Annotated in this window: 15 protein-coding genes and 1 tRNA gene; 6 read left to right on the top strand and 10 right to left on the bottom strand. The window is 74.1% G+C overall.

The genetic code is table 11. From position 1 onward, the window contains the following. Positions 1 to 62: 62 nt before the first annotated feature. Positions 63 to 1364 (top strand): exodeoxyribonuclease VII large subunit, encoded by a 1302-nt coding sequence (gene xseA, locus RF644_RS15600; RefSeq protein ID WP_368797170.1) that lies wholly within the window; start codon positions 63 to 65, stop codon positions 1362 to 1364. A 59-nt stretch (positions 1365 to 1423) separates the two neighbouring features. Then, entirely contained in the window at positions 1424 to 1699 is a 276-nt protein-coding gene (locus tag RF644_RS15595) for an exodeoxyribonuclease VII small subunit (protein WP_035927490.1), read from the top strand. A 31-nt stretch (positions 1700 to 1730) separates the two neighbouring features. On the opposite strand, the gene RF644_RS15590 is transcribed toward RF644_RS15595, so the two are convergent. From RF644_RS15590 to RF644_RS15575, 4 genes are read right to left on the bottom strand one after another with little or no spacing between them, the layout of a single operon-like run. Further along, a complete protein-coding gene (locus RF644_RS15590; protein WP_368797169.1) occupies positions 1731 to 2600 on the bottom strand; it encodes a PPK2 family polyphosphate kinase in 870 nt (289 codons plus the stop codon). Positions 2601 to 2649: 49 nt separating this feature from the next. Further along, positions 2650 to 3867 (bottom strand): pyridoxal phosphate-dependent aminotransferase, encoded by a 1218-nt coding sequence (locus RF644_RS15585; protein ID WP_368797168.1) that lies wholly within the window; start codon positions 3865 to 3867, stop codon positions 2650 to 2652. A 56-nt stretch (positions 3868 to 3923) separates the two neighbouring features. Then, positions 3924 to 4949, bottom strand: a complete 1026-nt coding sequence (locus RF644_RS15580) for a glycine betaine ABC transporter substrate-binding protein (protein WP_368797167.1) — start codon at positions 4947 to 4949, stop codon at positions 3924 to 3926. Next, positions 4946 to 5410, bottom strand: a complete 465-nt coding sequence (locus RF644_RS15575; protein WP_368797166.1) for an NUDIX hydrolase — start codon at positions 5408 to 5410, stop codon at positions 4946 to 4948. The genes RF644_RS15580 and RF644_RS15575 overlap by 4 nt, the downstream gene beginning before the upstream one ends. An 88-nt stretch (positions 5411 to 5498) precedes the next feature. On the opposite strand from RF644_RS15575, the gene RF644_RS15570 reads away from it, so the two are divergent. Continuing rightward, on the top strand, positions 5499 to 6539 hold the full coding sequence (locus tag RF644_RS15570) for a magnesium and cobalt transport protein CorA (RefSeq protein ID WP_368797165.1): 1041 nt from the start codon (positions 5499 to 5501) through the stop codon (positions 6537 to 6539). Positions 6540 to 6548: 9 nt separating this feature from the next. Here the strand turns inward: RF644_RS15570 and RF644_RS15565 are convergent, their stop codons facing one another. Further along, a complete protein-coding gene (locus tag RF644_RS15565; protein ID WP_368797164.1) occupies positions 6549 to 7304 on the bottom strand; it encodes a DedA family protein in 756 nt (251 codons plus the stop codon). A gap of 124 nt (positions 7305 to 7428) precedes the next feature. Between RF644_RS15565 and RF644_RS15560 the strand changes: the two genes are divergently transcribed. Together RF644_RS15560 and RF644_RS15555 are read left to right on the top strand one after the other, a co-directional pair. Beyond that, entirely contained in the window at positions 7429 to 8439 is a 1011-nt protein-coding gene (locus RF644_RS15560) for a mechanosensitive ion channel family protein (protein ID WP_133411358.1), read from the top strand. Continuing rightward, the gene (locus RF644_RS15555) at positions 8436 to 8768 is read left to right on the top strand and encodes an antibiotic biosynthesis monooxygenase (protein ID WP_368797163.1); all 333 of its coding nucleotides are present in this window, start codon (positions 8436 to 8438) and stop codon (positions 8766 to 8768) included. The genes RF644_RS15560 and RF644_RS15555 overlap by 4 nt, the downstream gene beginning before the upstream one ends. 6 nt (positions 8769 to 8774) lie before the next feature. Here RF644_RS15555 and RF644_RS15550 read toward each other — a convergent pair whose 3' ends face one another. Next, on the bottom strand, positions 8775 to 9668 hold the full coding sequence (locus RF644_RS15550; protein WP_368797162.1) for a LysR family transcriptional regulator substrate-binding protein: 894 nt from the start codon (positions 9666 to 9668) through the stop codon (positions 8775 to 8777). Between the two features lie 120 nt (positions 9669 to 9788). Here RF644_RS15550 and RF644_RS15545 point away from each other — a divergent pair. Beyond that, positions 9789 to 9861: transfer RNA gene (locus RF644_RS15545), tRNA-Ala, on the top strand. A 578-nt stretch (positions 9862 to 10439) separates the two neighbouring features. Here RF644_RS15545 and RF644_RS15540 read toward each other — a convergent pair. From RF644_RS15540 to galU, 4 genes are all read right to left on the bottom strand, one after another. Next, complete coding sequence (locus RF644_RS15540; RefSeq protein WP_368797161.1) at positions 10440 to 12083, bottom strand: CHAD domain-containing protein; 1644 nt, start codon at positions 12081 to 12083, stop codon at positions 10440 to 10442. A gap of 167 nt (positions 12084 to 12250) precedes the next feature. Further along, positions 12251 to 13153 carry a hypothetical protein gene (locus RF644_RS15535; RefSeq protein ID WP_368797160.1) on the bottom strand — a complete coding sequence of 301 codons (903 nt, stop codon included), beginning with the start codon at positions 13151 to 13153 and terminating at the stop codon, positions 12251 to 12253. 155 nt (positions 13154 to 13308) lie between these two features. Further along, positions 13309 to 13941 carry a GNAT family N-acetyltransferase gene (locus RF644_RS15530; RefSeq protein WP_017833362.1) on the bottom strand — a complete coding sequence of 211 codons (633 nt, stop codon included), beginning with the start codon at positions 13939 to 13941 and terminating at the stop codon, positions 13309 to 13311. A gap of 14 nt (positions 13942 to 13955) precedes the next feature. Then, entirely contained in the window at positions 13956 to 14870 is a 915-nt protein-coding gene (galU, locus tag RF644_RS15525; RefSeq protein WP_031282980.1) for a UTP--glucose-1-phosphate uridylyltransferase GalU, read from the bottom strand. Between the last annotated feature and the right edge of the window lie 30 nt (positions 14871 to 14900).

Raw genomic sequence — 14900 nt, 5'->3', positions numbered from 1 at the left:
ACCACTGTACGCACGGGCGGAGCGCGTGCACGGGTGTCCCCGTCGGGTGGTAAGCATGAGGCATGACGTATCTGGAGCCGCAGCAGGACGCCCCGGCGGGCGGCGAGCGGGAGCTGCCGCAGCGGGCGGACCGGACCACCCCGGAGAACCCGTGGCCGCTGCGGATGCTCTCCGAGAACCTGCACGCCTACATCGCCCGCTGCGCGCCCACGTGGGTCGAGGGGCAGATCATCGAGCTCAACCGGCGCGCCCGCGTCACCTACGTGACCCTGCGGGACGTCGACGCCGAGATCTCCGTGCCCGTGACCCTCTTCGCCAACGAGACCGCCCACCTGGACCGTCCCCTGGAGAAGGGGATGCGGGTGGTCGCCCAGCTCAAGCCCGACTTCTGGGCCAAGACCGGCCGGTTGTCCATGCTGGGCCGCGGCATCCGCCCGGTGGGCCTGGGCGACCTGCTGGAGCGGCTCGAGCGGCTGCGGCGCGCCCTCGCCGAGGAGGGGCTCTTCGACGCCGCCCGGAAGCAGCCCCTGCCCCTGCTGCCCCGCCGGGTCGGCCTCGTCACGGGGCGCAACTCGGACGCCGAGAAGGACGTCATCCGCAACGCGTCCCTGCGCTGGCCGGCCGTGGACTTCGAGGTGCGGGAGGTCGCGGTCCAGGGCTCCGGCGCGGTGCGCGCGGTGACCCAGGCGCTGCGCGAGCTCGACGGCATGGCCGAGGTGGACGTCATCGTGATCGCCCGCGGCGGCGGCTCCTTCGAGGACCTCCTGGCCTTCAGCGACGAGTCCCTGATCCGCGCCGTGGCGGCCGCCCGCACCCCGGTGGTCAGCGCCATCGGGCACGAGAACGACCAGCCGCTGCTCGACTGGGTGGCCGACCTGCGGGCCTCGACCCCCACGGACGCCGGCAAGCGGATCGTCCCGGACGTCGTGGAGGAGCGCGCCGGGGTGACCCGGGCCCGGGCGGGCCTGGACCGCGCCGTGCGGGGCTTCCTGGACCGGGAGGCCGCCGGTCTCGCCGCCGTGCGCTCCCGGCCCGCCCTGGCCCAGCCGGAGGACATGATCCTGCTCCGCGAGGAGGACGTGGACCGGTGGCGCACCCGGGCGCTGGCCGCCGTGGACTCCCGGACCCTGCGGGAGCGGGACGCCGTGCGCTCCCTGCGCGCCCGGGTGCGGGCGCTGTCCCCCCAGGAGACCCTGCAGCGCGGCTACTCCGTGGTCCTGGACGCCTCCGGCGCCGTGCTCACCGACGCCGCCGCCGTGCGCGCCGGGGACCTGCTGGGGGTGCGCCTGGCCGCCGGCGAGCTCGGCGTGCGCACCGAGACCGTCTCCGCCCGGCGCCCGGGCGAGCACCCCGGCTCCCCCTGACCCACCGCGGCACCGGCACCCCCGCCGTCCCCGACCGTTCCGAACGAAAGGCGCCACCCATGGCGAGCACCGACCACCCCGCAGCACCCGACCTGTCCGACATCGCCGGCCTGGGCTACGAGCAGGCCCGCGAGGAGCTCGTGCAGGTCGTCTCCCGGCTCGAGGCCGGGGGCACGTCCCTCGAGGAGTCCCTCGCGCTCTGGGAGCGCGGCGAGGCCCTCGCCACCCGCTGCGAGCAGTGGCTCGACGGCGCCCGCGAGCGGCTCGACGCGGCCCGGAGCCGGCGCGCCGACGCCGACGGGGGCGACGGCGAGGAGGGCGCCGGGCGCGGCTGAGCCATCCCCGCCCGGCCCGCCGTGGCGCGGGTCAGAGCTCGGAGAGGCGCCGGCGCGCGTCCTCGACGTCGTAGCCGGGGTCCGGCCAGTCGAGCCGCAGGCCCGCGAGCGCGGAGATCAGCAGGTCCTGGACCACGGCCCGGGCGTACCACTTCCGGTCGGTGGGCACCACGTACCAGGGCGCGTGGTCGGCGTCGGTCGCGTCGATGGCCCGTTCGTACGCGGCCATGTACGTCTCCCACCGGCTGCGCGCCTCGAGGTCCGAGGGATCGAACTTCCACTGCTTCGTCCGGTCGCTCATGCGGGCGAGGAGGTTCTCGCGCTGCTCGTCCAGGCCCAGGTGCAGGAAGACCTTGACGACCACCACCCCGTCGTCGGCGAGCTCCTGCTCGAAGTGCCGGATCTCGGTGTAGCGCCGCTCGAGCTGCCGGTCGTCGAGCACGTCGTGCACCACGGGCACGAGCACGTCCTCGTAGTGGGACCGGTCGAACGCGCCGATCACCCCGGGCCGGGGCAGCTGGCGCCGCACCCGCTGGAGGAAGTGCTGGGAGGCCTCCTCCTCGGTGGGCCGGCCGAAGCCGTGGGTGTGCACGCCGTGCGGGCTGAGCCCGCCCAGCACGTGCTGGATGACGCCGCCCTTCCCGGAGGTGTCCATGCCCTGCAGCACGAGCAGCACCCGGTGCCGGGCGCCCACCGTGGCGTTGGCATAGATCTGGCGCTGCAGCCGGGACAGCTCGGCGTCCCGGGCGGCCCGCAGCGCCGTGCCCTGCTGCTTCTTCCCCCGGAACCCGGGGGTGGAGCCGGTGTCCACCGCGTCCAGGGACAGGCCCGGCCGGGCGCGCAGCAGGGGCCGCACGTCCTGCTCGAACCCGGTGCCGGGGCTCTGGTCGGCTGCGCTCATGCGGGACCTCCTGGGAGTGCGGGACGGGCCGCGGGGCGCGGCCCGCCAGTCACTGGCGGTAGCTGCCGAGGAACTCCTCGATCCGGTCCAGCGCCGTGGCCAGCATCTCCACGGACGGCAGGGTGACGAGCCGGAAGTGGTCGGGCTCCGGCCAGTTGAACGCCCGGCCGTGGCTGACGAGGATCTTCTGCTCCTTGAGCAGGTCGAGGGCGAACTTCTCGTCGTCGACGATGTTGAACTTCTCCACGTCGAGCTTCGGGAACAGGTACAGGGCACCGTCGGCCTGCCGGCAGGACACGCCGTCGATCTCGTTGAGCCGCCGGTGGGCGAGGTCGCGCTGGGCCTTGAGCCGCCCGCCCGGGAGGATGAGGTCGTTGATCGACTGGTAGCCGCCGAGCGCGGTCTGGATCGCGTGCTGGGCCGGGACGTTGGCGCACATGCGCATGTTGGCGAGCAGCTTGATGCCCTCGATGAAGCTCTCGGCCTTCCAGTTGGGCCCGGTGATCGCCAGCCACCCGGCGCGGTACCCGGCCACCCGGTAGGCCTTGGAGAGCCCGGAGAAGGTCAGGCACAGCACGTCCTCACCGGTGAGGGTCGCGGTGTTGATCATCTCGGCGTCGTCGTAGGTGATCTTCTCGTAGATCTCGTCCGAGAACAGGATCAGCTCGTGCTCCGCGGCGAGGTCCACGATGGTCTGCAGCACCTCGCGGGAGTACACCGCGCCGGTGGGGTTGTTCGGGTTGATGATCACGATGCCCTTGGTGTTGGGGGTGATCTTCGCCGCCAGGTCCTCGAGGTCCGGGTTCCAGTCGTTGTCCTCGTCACACTTGTAGTGCACGGGGGTGCCGCCGGACAGGGCCACCGACGCCGTCCACAGCGGGTAGTCGGGGGACGGGATGAGGATCTCGTCGCCCGGGTTGCACAGCGCCTGCAGCGTCATGGTGATGAGCTCGGAGACGCCGTTGCCCAGGTAGACGTCGTCGGTGTCGAGGTTCATGATCCCGCGCGTCTGGTAGTACTGCACCACGGCCGTGCGGGCCGAGTAGATGCCGCGGGAGTCCGAGTAGCCCTGCGCGTTGGGCAGGTTCTTGATCATGTCCACGAGGATCGCGTCGGGTGCCTCGAAGCCGAACGGCGCGGGGTTGCCGATGTTGAGCTTGAGGATCCGGTGGCCCTCCGCCTCCATGTGCTCCGCCTGCTCCAGCACGGGGCCGCGGATGTCGTAGAGGACGTTCTTGAGCTTGTCGGACTGCTTCACCACTGACATGCGGTACACCTTACCCCCGGGGTGCACGCCGTCCGGGGCACCCGTCGGTGCGCCGATCAGGTGTCGTCGCCGCCCTCGAGCCAGTACCGCGCGGCCTCCTCGGGCGTGTACGGGTCGCGGGCGGAGGTCATCCGGGTCATCAGCACCAGGTCCTCGGTGCCGATCTGCGCGGAGACCCCGTCGACGACGTCCGCGGCGGCGTCCGGCAGGTCCTCGGCCGCCACGGGGACCACCCGCTGCGGGACGAAGTTGTTGAGCGGGTCGGCCAGGACCACGAGGGCGTTGTCCTCGATGGCGGGCGAGGCCGTGAACAGGGCCGCGGCCTGCACCCGGTCCTCGAGCAGCGCGTCCACGAGGTCGTCCTGGTCGCCGAACGGCACGAACCTGCCGGGCACGCACTCGTAGGCGTCCTCCAGTCCCTCCGGGCCGTAGGAGCGGCCCGCGAAGTCGAGGTCGGTGCCCAGCGCCAGCTCGTCGCACACCGGGCCCAGGTCCTCCAGGTCGGTGAGCTCGTGCTCCACGGCGGTCGGCCGGGTCACGACGACCGCCACCGTGTTCTCCGCCGGGGCCGGCTCGAGGGTCCGCAGCCCCTCGGGCAGCACGTCCTGCACCCCGGCCAGCACGTCGTCGTCGTCCGCGCGCTCTTCCCCCAGTCCCAGCAGCTCGGAGAGGTCCTCGGCGAGCCCGCCGTCCTCGGCGTCCGGGGACGGCGTGGGGGTGGGCGTCGCCCCGTCCGTGGGCGCCGCGGAGGCCGGGCCCACCGGCGCCCGGCCGCGCAGGTGCAGGTAGAGGTTGCCGGAGTAGTCCGCGGCGACCTCCACCTCCCCCCGCTCGAGGGCCTCGAGGTAGTCGGCGCGCTCGGTCCCGGCGTCGACCACGCTCGCGTCGAAGCCGGCCTCCCGCAGCCGCCCGGCGTAGACGTGGGCGAGCACGGCCGTCTGCCCGGTGGGTCCCGCCGCGATCCGGACCGGCTCCGCGGCGGGGGACGCCGCGGTGGCCGGCGGCTGCTCCGGGGCCCCGCCCCCGCACCCGGTGAGCGCGGCGACGGCGAGCAGGCCCGCGGCGGCGCGACGGCGGCTCACCGGCCCTCGCCCGGTCCCGCGGCCACGAGCCCGGCCAGCTCGAGGCCCACGGGCACGAGGCCGACCAGGGGCAGCTGCGGCAGCGCCGCCAGGGGGAACCAGCGGGCCTCGTCGGAGGAGCCGTCCCGCTCCGACGTGAGCGTCCCGCCGGTGATGTGGGCGCGGTAGATCACGCGCAGGGCGTGGAAGGGCCGGTCCCGGCCGTCCAGCCGCTCGCCGGCGTCCATGTGGCGGCTGTGCACGCCGAGCAGCTCGTCGAGCTCCACGGTGAAGCCGGTCTCCTCGTGCACCTCCCGCAGCGCGGTCTGCGCGGGCTGCTCCCCGATCTCCATGCCGCCGCCGGGCAGGCTCCACGCCCCCCGCAGCGTGGGGTGGCGCGGGTTCCAGTGGCTGAGCAGCACCGCCCCGTCCTGGACGATCACGGCGTAGGCACCCACCCGGGTGTCCATGGGGAAACTCATGCCCCCATTCTAGGAACGCCCGGGGCGGGGCGCCGACAGCGCGCGCGGCGGGCGGGCCGGTGGATCAACCCCCGGGGATAATGGGCGCGTGAGCATCGTCGACAACGCCGTCTACCGGGGCGGGCAGCGCATCGCGTCCCCCGCCACGCTCGAGGAGACCTACCGGCTGCTCGCCCGGCTCCGGACCGAGGACCCCCGCTGCACCGAGGCCGGGGAGCACTGCGTCCTCGTCTGGATCGGCCTGTACCGGCCCTCCGCGGACGAGCTCGACTCCCTGGCCGAGCAGTTCGGCCTGCACGAGCTCGCTGTGGAGGACATCCGGCAGGCCGAGCAGCGGCCCAAGCTCGACCGCTACGGGAGCACCCTGTTCACGGTGCTGCGCCCCGCCGTCTACCAGGACGCCACCGAGACGGTCGACTTCGGGGAGATCCACATCGTCACCGGGCCCGGCTTCGTGATCACCGTCCGGCAGTCCGAGCACGGGCGGGTCGGGCGGGTCCGGGCCCGGGTGGAGTCGCAGCCCGCCCTGCTGGTGACCGGCGCGGAGGCCGTGCTCTACGCGGTGCTCGACCAGACCGTGGACGACTACTACCCGGTGGTCGAGGGGCTCGAGAACGACATCGACGAGATCTCGGACGCCCTGTACTCCGGCTCCGGGGACGGCGTCGTCTCCCGGCGCATCTACCAGCTCACCCGGGAGGTCAGCGCGTTCCACCGGGCGGTCGCCCCGCTGGAGCTGGAGCTGCGGCAGTTCCTCGAGGAGCTCGCCGGGGCCGGCTCGCCCCGGGAGCTCCAGCACGTCCTGCGGGACGTCCTGGACCACCTGATCTTCGTCAACAACAAGGTCGAGTCCTTCCAGTCATCCCTCACCAACGCCCTCATGCTGGACTCCACGCAGCTCGCCGCCCGGCAGAACGAGGCCGCGATCGAGCAGAACGAGCAGATGAAGCGGATCTCCTCCTGGGCGGCGATCCTGTTCGCGCCCTCGATCATCGGCTCCGTGTACGGGATGAACTTCCGGTTCATGCCCGAGCTGTCCTGGGTGTGGGGCTACCCCATGGCGCTGGGGCTGATGCTCGTGACGGGCGTGGTGCTCTACGTCGTGTTCCGGTTCAAACGGTGGCTGTGACCGCCGCGGTCACAGCTGCCCGCGCTCGCGGCGGGCCGAGTCGGACAGGCCCCGGCGGTTGCGGAGCACCCGCTTGAGCACCCACCACGCGATCAGGACCGCCACGGTGACGACCACGATCCGGGAGAAGATCCCGGCGTACTGCTCGGCGACGTGCCAGTTCTCGCCCAGGTAGAACCCGGCGAGCACGAAGATGGTGTTCCAGATCAGGGAGCCCGCCGTGGTGAGCAGGACGAACGCGCCGAAGGACATCCGCTCGATGCCGGCGGGGACCGAGATCAGCGACCGGAAGACGGGGATCATGCGCCCGAAGAAGACGGCGGCCTTCCCGTGCCGCTCGAACCACGCCTCGGTGCGGTCGAGGTCGTGCAGGTCGACCAGGGGCATCCGGTCCACGATCGCCCGCAGCCGGCGGCGGCCGAGCGCGGCGCCGATCCAGTAGAGGGCCACGGCGCCGACCAGCGCGCCCAGGGTCGTCCAGAAGATCGCCCCGCCGAGCGAGAAGCTGCCCTGGCTCGCGGTGAACCCGGCCAGCGGGAGGATCACCTCGGACGGCAGCGGCGGGAAGAGGTTCTCGAGCGCGACGAGCAGACCGGCGCCCGGGGCGCCGATGGCCTCCATGACGCCGACGGCCCAGTCGGCGACCCCGCCCAGCGTCTCGGCGCCGGAGTCCTGGGCCCCGGTGATCCGGGCGGCCAGGACGGCCGCGTCCGGGGCGGCGGTCAGGTCGGGGGCGGCGGTCGGGGCGGGGCTGGGTGCAGTCATGGGTCCTCGGCGGTGGGCGGGGCGGGGCGGGGGCCCGGCGGGTGCGACCACCATTGTGCCCGACGCACCTCCGGGTCGGCTGGACGGCTGACGGGTCGCGGACGTCGTTCGTTACGCTTCCTCCATGCTCCTCCCCGTCCCCCTCCTCCTGTCCACCCCCGTGCCGGCCCTGGACCCGGTGTGGGAGTTCTGGCTCGACAAGCCGCTGCGGATCCTGCTGGTGCTGCTCGGCGCCTCGATCCTGGCCGCCGTGGTGCGGCTGCTGATCCGCCGGGTCACCGGGGGGATCGCGAAGGGCACCCGGTCGCGGATCGTGCGCCGGATGGAGCGGGGCAGGCCGCGCTGGGTCGAGGACGCGGGCCTGGCCGGCGCGCGGCAGTCCCAGCGCGCCCACACCATCGGCTCGGTGCTCTCGTCCGTGGGAACGGTGGTGATCTGGGCCGTGGCCCTGGTGATGATCATCTCGGAGCTCGACTACGACATCGGCCCGGTCCTGGCCTCCGCCGGCATCGCCGGCGTGGCCCTGAGCTTCGGGGCGCAGTCCCTGGTGAAGGACTACCTGTCCGGGATCTTCATGGTCGCCGAGGACCAGCTCGGCATCGGGGACGTCGTCGACCTCGGCGAGGCGAGCGGGACCGTGGAGTCCGTGGGGCTGCGCGTGACCCAGGTGCGGGACGTCAACGGCACCCTGTGGCACGTGCGCAACGGGGAGATCCTGCGCGTGGGCAACCAGTCCCAGGGCTGGGCCCGCTGCGTGCTGGACCTGCCGGTGCCCTACGACACGAACATCGAGCTGGTCACGGAGCTGATCCTGCACGAGGCGGGGCTGCTGCGGGACGACCCGAAGGTCGGCGAGTACATCACCGAGGACCCGGAGGTGTGGGGCGTGGAGGCCGTGACCGGGGAGTCCGTCACCGTGCGCGTGGCGGTCCGCACGGTCCCCCTCAAGCAGTGGGACGTGGCCCGGGCGCTGCGGCTGCGGATCAAGAAGATGCTCGACCGCGAGGGCCTGCACGTGCCCCTGCTGAACCAGACCGTGATCCGGCAGGCCGAGGCCGGGGTCGCGGCGCCCGGTCCGCCGGAGACGGGACAGGTCCGGTCGGTCCGGCGCGATGTGCCAGGATCGGACGCATGAGCATCGTCAAGATCAACGCCATCACCGTCCCGGCCGACTCCGGCGACGAGCTGGGCCGGCGCTTCGCCGCCCACAGCGGCTCCATGGCCGGGGTCGCGGGCTTCGAGGGCTTCGAGCTGCTGCGGCCCACGGACGGGCGCACGCAGTGGCTCGTGCTCACCCGGTGGGCCGACGAGGACTCCTACGACGCCTGGCGGTCCTCGAAGGACTTCGCCCGCTCCCACAGCGGCCCCGCCGGGGAGGGCGAGCGCCCCCGGCCCGTGGGCACCGCCTCGGAGCTGTGGTCCTACACGGTGGCCGTCGAGCAGCAGTCCCCCGGCCAGCGGTAGACGACCTCAGCGCCGGCCGCGGCCGCCGGACCGGCGGCCGCCCTTGGGCCCGCCGCGACCGGACCGCGCCCCGCCCCGGGGCGCGCCCGCCCGCCGCGCCCCCTGCGGGGGCTGTCCCCCACGGCGCGACGACGGCGCCCGGGCCGGTCCCGCCTTGGCGGCCGGCCGGTCCTCCGCGGCCGGGGACGCCGGTGCGGCAGCGCCCCGGGAGCTGTTGAGCCCCCTGCCGCGGACGACGCCCACGAAGTCCTGCACGAGCTCCTCCTGCTCCTCCGGCAGGTCCTGCGGCCACACCAGCGCCACAGGCACCGTGGCGGCATCGGGCACCACGCGGTGGACGAGGTCCTTGCGGTGGTGCAGCCGGGCGAGCGACATGGGCACGACGACCAGCCCCAGGCCCGCGGCGACGAGCTCGACGGCGTCCCGGGCGTGGCGCATCGGGGGCAGCGGCGCGTCCGCGGCGACCGCCTCCGGGGAGCGCAGCCGGTGGCGCTCGGGGAGGGTCGCCGGCTCCTGCAGCAGCACCTCGTCCACGAGCTCCGCGACCGGCACCTCGTCGAGCAGGGTCAGCTCGTGGTCCCGGGGCAGCACCACGACCTGCTGCTCCGCGTAGAGCTCCACCGCCCGGTACTCCTCGCGCAGCGCGGCGAGGTCGTCGACCCCGGGGCGCGGGTGCGCGGGCAGCCGCACGAAGCACGCGTGGGCGCGCCCCGCGCCCAGCTCCTCCTGCCACGCGTCCGTCTCGAGCGGGCGCTCGGCGAGGACGCGGCCGGGGTTGCGGTCCCGCCACCGGAAGAACCACTTGCCGGGCATCACGCCGGGGACGAAGGCGACCGCCAGGTCTGCCGTCTCGCCGGCCTCGTCGGCTGCGGGGTCGTGGGGTCCGGGCGCGTCGTCCATGCCGGTCAATCTACCCACTGCCGGCCCTGCTCCCCGACCACCGGCGGGGACCGCACCGGACGCGCCGGGCGCCCGAGATGCGAAACCGGCGCGGGATGTATACGATGGAACGGTTGCTCCGGGGCTATAGCTCAGTTGGTAGAGCGTTTCGTTCGCAATGAAAAGGTCAGGGGTTCGATTCCCCTTAGCTCCACCGGAGACGAAGGCCCCCGCTCGGCACAACGCCGGACGGGGGCCTTCGTCGTGCGCGGCCCGTCGTCGTGCGGGCCGTCGCGGCGGGCCCTTGGATCCGCCGAGACGTCCCCCCGGTCCCCCGGTCCCCCGGGACCGCGCCCGCACTGCGCCGGAGGACCGGGAGCCGCTCGCTGGTTCCCGTAGAGGACGTGCTCGAAGTTCCACCCGTTGCCGACCTTGCGCCCGCGGCCGATGTTGGCCCAGCGGGCCGTGCCGTCGCCGCGTCCCTCGTGGCGGTACCACAGGAGGTCCTTGTCGCCCTCGACCCCGTAGATGACGCCGTTGGTGTCGGGAGCGGCGGCAGCCGTCGTCGGAACGGCCCCGACGGCGACGGCGGAGGCCACCGCGGTGCCGGCCGTCAGCGGTCCGCGGCGGGACATCACCAGGGAGATCCCCGACGGGGTCGGCCCGCCCCGGCCGCCCGCTGCCCCGGGTGCTGACGGGGCCGAGACGGCTCCGTCAGGGCTCCGGCGGATCGAGGCGCTCTCGGGCCGAGCCTCTCGGGAGGCGTCCGCGCGGTCGCGTCCGGAGCACCTCTCAGGCGAGGTCCTCCCGCAGCTGGGACAGGAGCACCCCCACCACGTCCGTCCCGCCGTCGGTCCCGGCCCGCAGGCGGAGGACCTCGGCGCCGTGCAGCGCGCCTACGGCGTAGCGGTCCGCACCGGAGCGCCCGAGGGCGGCCGCCGTGCCCGCGAGCCACCGCTCCACCACCGCGGCGTCCATGATCCGGCCCAGCTCGTCCTGGTAGCCCTCCGCGTCCCGGGCCGCGCGCCGCAGCTGCTTGCCCGGCCGGTGCCCGGTCCGGCCGAGGACGGCGTCGACGTAGCGCACGCGCTTGACGGCCTTGCGGACGTCGTGCAGGTGCTCCAGCTGCCCCTCGCCGCCCGGGCCGCCGGCCAGCTCCGCCTCGGCCACGCGCACCACCTTCCGCAGGGCCCGGTGCACCACTGCGTCGGCGACCTCACGCCCCGAGAGCCGGGTGCACTCCTCGGTCAGCGGCGGACGGGCGGCAAAGTCCTGGACGTCCGCCAGGAGCCGCAGGTGCTCCCGGCCCGTGACGTGCCGGCCCACCTTCGCGGCCGCCGTCCGTGCCTGCTCCTCGGCCCGCTGCCGCAGGCTCTCGGCCGCGGCCGGCCCCACCCGCCCCTCGAGCGCCTCCACGCGCCCGGCCAGCAGCTCCGCCGTGACCTCGGCGTCCCGCGCCGCGGACAGCGTCCGGGCGAGCTCCCGCAGCCGGGCGTCCAGCTCCTCCGCAGCCGCGCCGTCGAAGAACGGCTCGGCCGCCCTGAGCACGCTGCGCAGGGAACGGGACGTCACGCGCATCTGGTGCACCGCGTCCGGGACGTCGAGGCGGACCCTGAAGTCCCAGAGCACCAGCTGTTCGGCGAGCTCCCCGAGCACCGCGCGCAGCACGTCCGGCCCGCCCGCCGGCTTCCCCTTCTTTCCCGCCTTGTTCTTGTTCTTGTTCTTCTTGTTCTTCGTGCCGCTCCCGGCCTTCTTCCCGCTCTTGCCCTCCGGCTGCTTCTCGTCCTGCTCCCGGCCGGGCCCCGCCGCGGCGTCGTCGTCCTCGCCGAGCGCACGGGCGATCTTCGCCCGGGAGGTGGACGGCTTCCCGCCGGCCGCGAAGACCACGGCCTCGACCGCGGCGAAGATCTGCTCCTGGCGCTCCTCGGGCACCGTGCCGTCGAGGAGCTCGACCTCCCACTCCGACCAGGACCGCGCCGTTCCCGTGCGCTCGTCGACGGCGTCCACGACGTCCACGGCGAGCTCCGCGACCGCCGCCCCCGTGCTGTCGCTGATCCGGTGCACCTGCCGGACGGTGCGGAGGGTCGCCACCGGCCGCAGCTCCTGTCCCCCGGTCAGCCCGGCGAGGAGGTTCCGCACGGACGCGGGCATCCGGTCCGGGGTGCGCAGCAGCGGCACCTGCAGCTCGTGGCGTCCGTCCGCGCCCTGGAACTTCACGTGCCACCCGTCGTCGGCCCCGCCCCGGCGGCGGCGCAGCGCGACCAGGCGCCGCCCCAGGGCCATGTCCTCGGTGTCGTGGTAGACGGCCTCCATGCGGTGCTCCACGGGCTCCGCCGAGACGGTGCACCCCTCCAGCGTGCTCCAGTCCACCCGGGCCTCGGCGCCCTCCGGGAACTCGTACTTGCGCTCGACCTCGCGGTGGGCGACGGCGGTCATGGGTGTCCTCCTGGTCGGGGCCACCGGCCGCCGGAACCGGCGGCCGGCCGTTGCGGCGATGATACCGGGGGCCGTGCACGGGCCCGGGAACGCGAACCGCCGCGCACCCCGGTGGGGCGTGCGGCGGTGCGTGCGGCCCAGTCGACCGGGCCGGCTGGTGCGTGCGCTCAGGCGCGGCGGCGCTTGAGGACGTCGTCGAGGTCGAGGGCGGCGCGACCCTGCTCCTCGCCCGTGCGCACGGCGTCCTTCAGGCTCGCGGAGCGGGCGGCGGGCTGCTCCGGCACCGGCAGCGGCTCCGGCTCCGGGCGCTGGACCACGGGGGCCTCGGCGTAGGTCGGACGCGGCACGGGCACCGGCTCCCACGTCCGGGCCGCGGCGGCCGGTGCGGACTCTCGGGCCACGCGGAGCGCCTCGGCCCGCAGCTCCTCGACCGTGAAGGCGGCGGGTGCGGGCATCCGGGGCTGCTCCTCGGGGGTGGGCAGGTCGAGGTCCTCGGCCGTCCGGCGCGACTGCTCGCGGACCTCCTCCGCCACGGCGTGCTCGTTGTCGAACAGGGCGACGTCCTCGCGAGGGGCGTGCGGCTCCGCCTCCGCCTCCGGCGCCCGGACCGCGGGGCGCGACGCACGGCGGGCGGCCCGGTCCTGGACGGCCAGGTAGCGCAGCGACAGGACGGAGCCGATGCCGAGCAGCAGCAGGAAGACGGGCCACGGCCAGCTCACCGCGGCGGAGAACGGTGCGACCACGGCGGCGACGAGTGCGGCCAGGAGGGCGGCGCACCCGGCGAGGAGGATCACGGCGCGGTCCCGCCTGATGCGCAGGTGCCCTCTGCCGGTGCGTCCGGGGTCGCCGTCGGCGGGCCGGGGGACGGTGTCGGTGGTCGCCATGATGTTCCTTCGTCGGCGGGACGCGGGTGGGGGCTGCTCGATCGGCGCGGGGAGACCGTCGGGGCCGGCCGTCACGGCCGGCGCCTCGACGGGGAGCTCCCGGCGGCGCTGCAGTCGCGGCACGACCCAGAACAGCGACAGCGCGCACACCACGGCCAGCACGGCCGAGCTGCTCACCCAGATCATGGTCGCGGTCCTGCCTTCGTGGTCGCCGGATCGAGCGGACGGGAGACGCCGGCGCGCTGCGCCGGCGTGTCCGGGGCCCGGGCTCGGGCCGTGAGGAACAGCCTACTACCGCTGGGGCGTGCCTGTGGGTATCCCTGTGGACACGCCCGGCCGGGTCACTGCCACACGGCGGGGCGGTCCGATCCCGTGAACCGGCGGACGAGCCCCTCGGGCGCCTCCGGCGCGGTGAGCGCGAAGCTGCGGTGGTCCGTCCAGCGCCCGTCGATGTGCAGGAAGTCCTTGCGCAGCCCCTCGTCGCGGAACCCGAGCTTCTCCACCACCCGCAGGGACTTGGTGTTCTCCGGCCGGATGTTGATCTCGATCCGGTGCAGCCCGAGGCCCTGGAAGCAGTAGTCGGTGGCCATGGCCACCGCCATGGGGGCCACGCCGCGTCCCGCCTGGTCCCGGTCCACCCAGTACCCCAGGGTCGCGGACAGGAACGACCCCCACGAGATCCCGGAGACGGTCAGCTGGCCGACGAGACCGAACCGCTCCGTCCCCGGGACCCGCTCCGTGATGAGGAAGGGCAGGGCCGTGCCCTGCCGGGCCTGCTGGTCGAGGGTGCGCACGAACTGCCCGAACGTGGGCGGGGCCCCGCCGGGTGCGGGGTTCGTGGCCTCCCACGGGTCGAGCCAGTCCCGGTTGCGGGCGCGCACGACGTCCCACTCCCGGCGGTCCCCCCGGGCCAGCGGACGCAGCCGGAGGTCCCCCCAGGAGACGGTGACGGGCCACCGGAACTGTCCGGCCACGGGAGCGCAGTCTCTCAGCCGACCGGCAGGGTCCGGGTGTACTCCCTGAGCCACTCGCACAGCTCGGGCCCGAGGTCCTCGCGCTCCGAGGCCAGGATGATGTTGGCCTTGAGATAGCTGAGCTTGTCGCCGGTGTCGTAGCGACGGCCCTTGAAGACCACCCCGTACACCCCGCCGCCCTCGCCCTCGCGCTGGGCGAGGGTCTGCAGCGCGTCGGTGAGCTGGATCTCGTTGCCGCGCCCGGGGGCGGTGTTCTCCAGCACCTCGAACACCTCCGGCACCAGCACGTAGCGCCCGATCACGGCCAGGTTGGAGGGAGCGTCCTCCGGGGCCGGCTTCTCCACCAGCCCGTTGATCCGCACGTAGTCCTCCCCCTCCACCGCAGTGACGTCGGCGCAGCCGTAGGCGCTGATCTGCTCGGCCGGGACCTCCATCAGCGCGACCACGGAGCCGCCGGTGCGCTCCTGCACCGCGATCATCTCGGTGAGCAGCTCGTCCCGGGCGTCGATCAGGTCGTCGCCCAGCAGCACCGCGAAGGGCTCGTCACCGATGTGGATCTTCGCCCGCAGCACCGCGTGCCCCAGTCCCTTGGGGTCCGCCTGGCGCAGGTAGTGGATCTCGCCGAGCTCGGAGGCGTGCTCGACCGCCCGCAGCAGATCGGTCTTGCCCGACTCCTCGAGCTGGTGCTCCAGGGCCGGCACCCGGTCGAAGTGGTCCTCCAGCGCCCGCTTCGAGCGCCCGGTGATCATGAGGACGTCCTGGAGGCCGGCGTCGACCGCCTCCTGGACCACGTACTGGATGGCCGGCCGGTCCACGACCGGCAGCATCTCCTTGGGCATGGCCTTCGTCGCGGGGAGGAACCGGGTGCCGAGCCCGGCGGCCGGAATGACGGCCTTCCGGACCGTCCGGGGGTTGCTGTTTCCACTCATGCGCTCAGGCTAACGGATCGGGGGCTCCCA

This window comes from Kocuria sp. CPCC 205258 (assembly GCF_040981005.1).
Lineage (GTDB): Bacteria > Actinomycetota > Actinomycetes > Actinomycetales > Micrococcaceae > Kocuria > Kocuria rosea.
Note: the sequence above shows the minus strand (reverse complement) of the source record. Positions and strands in the feature narration are given on the sequence as shown.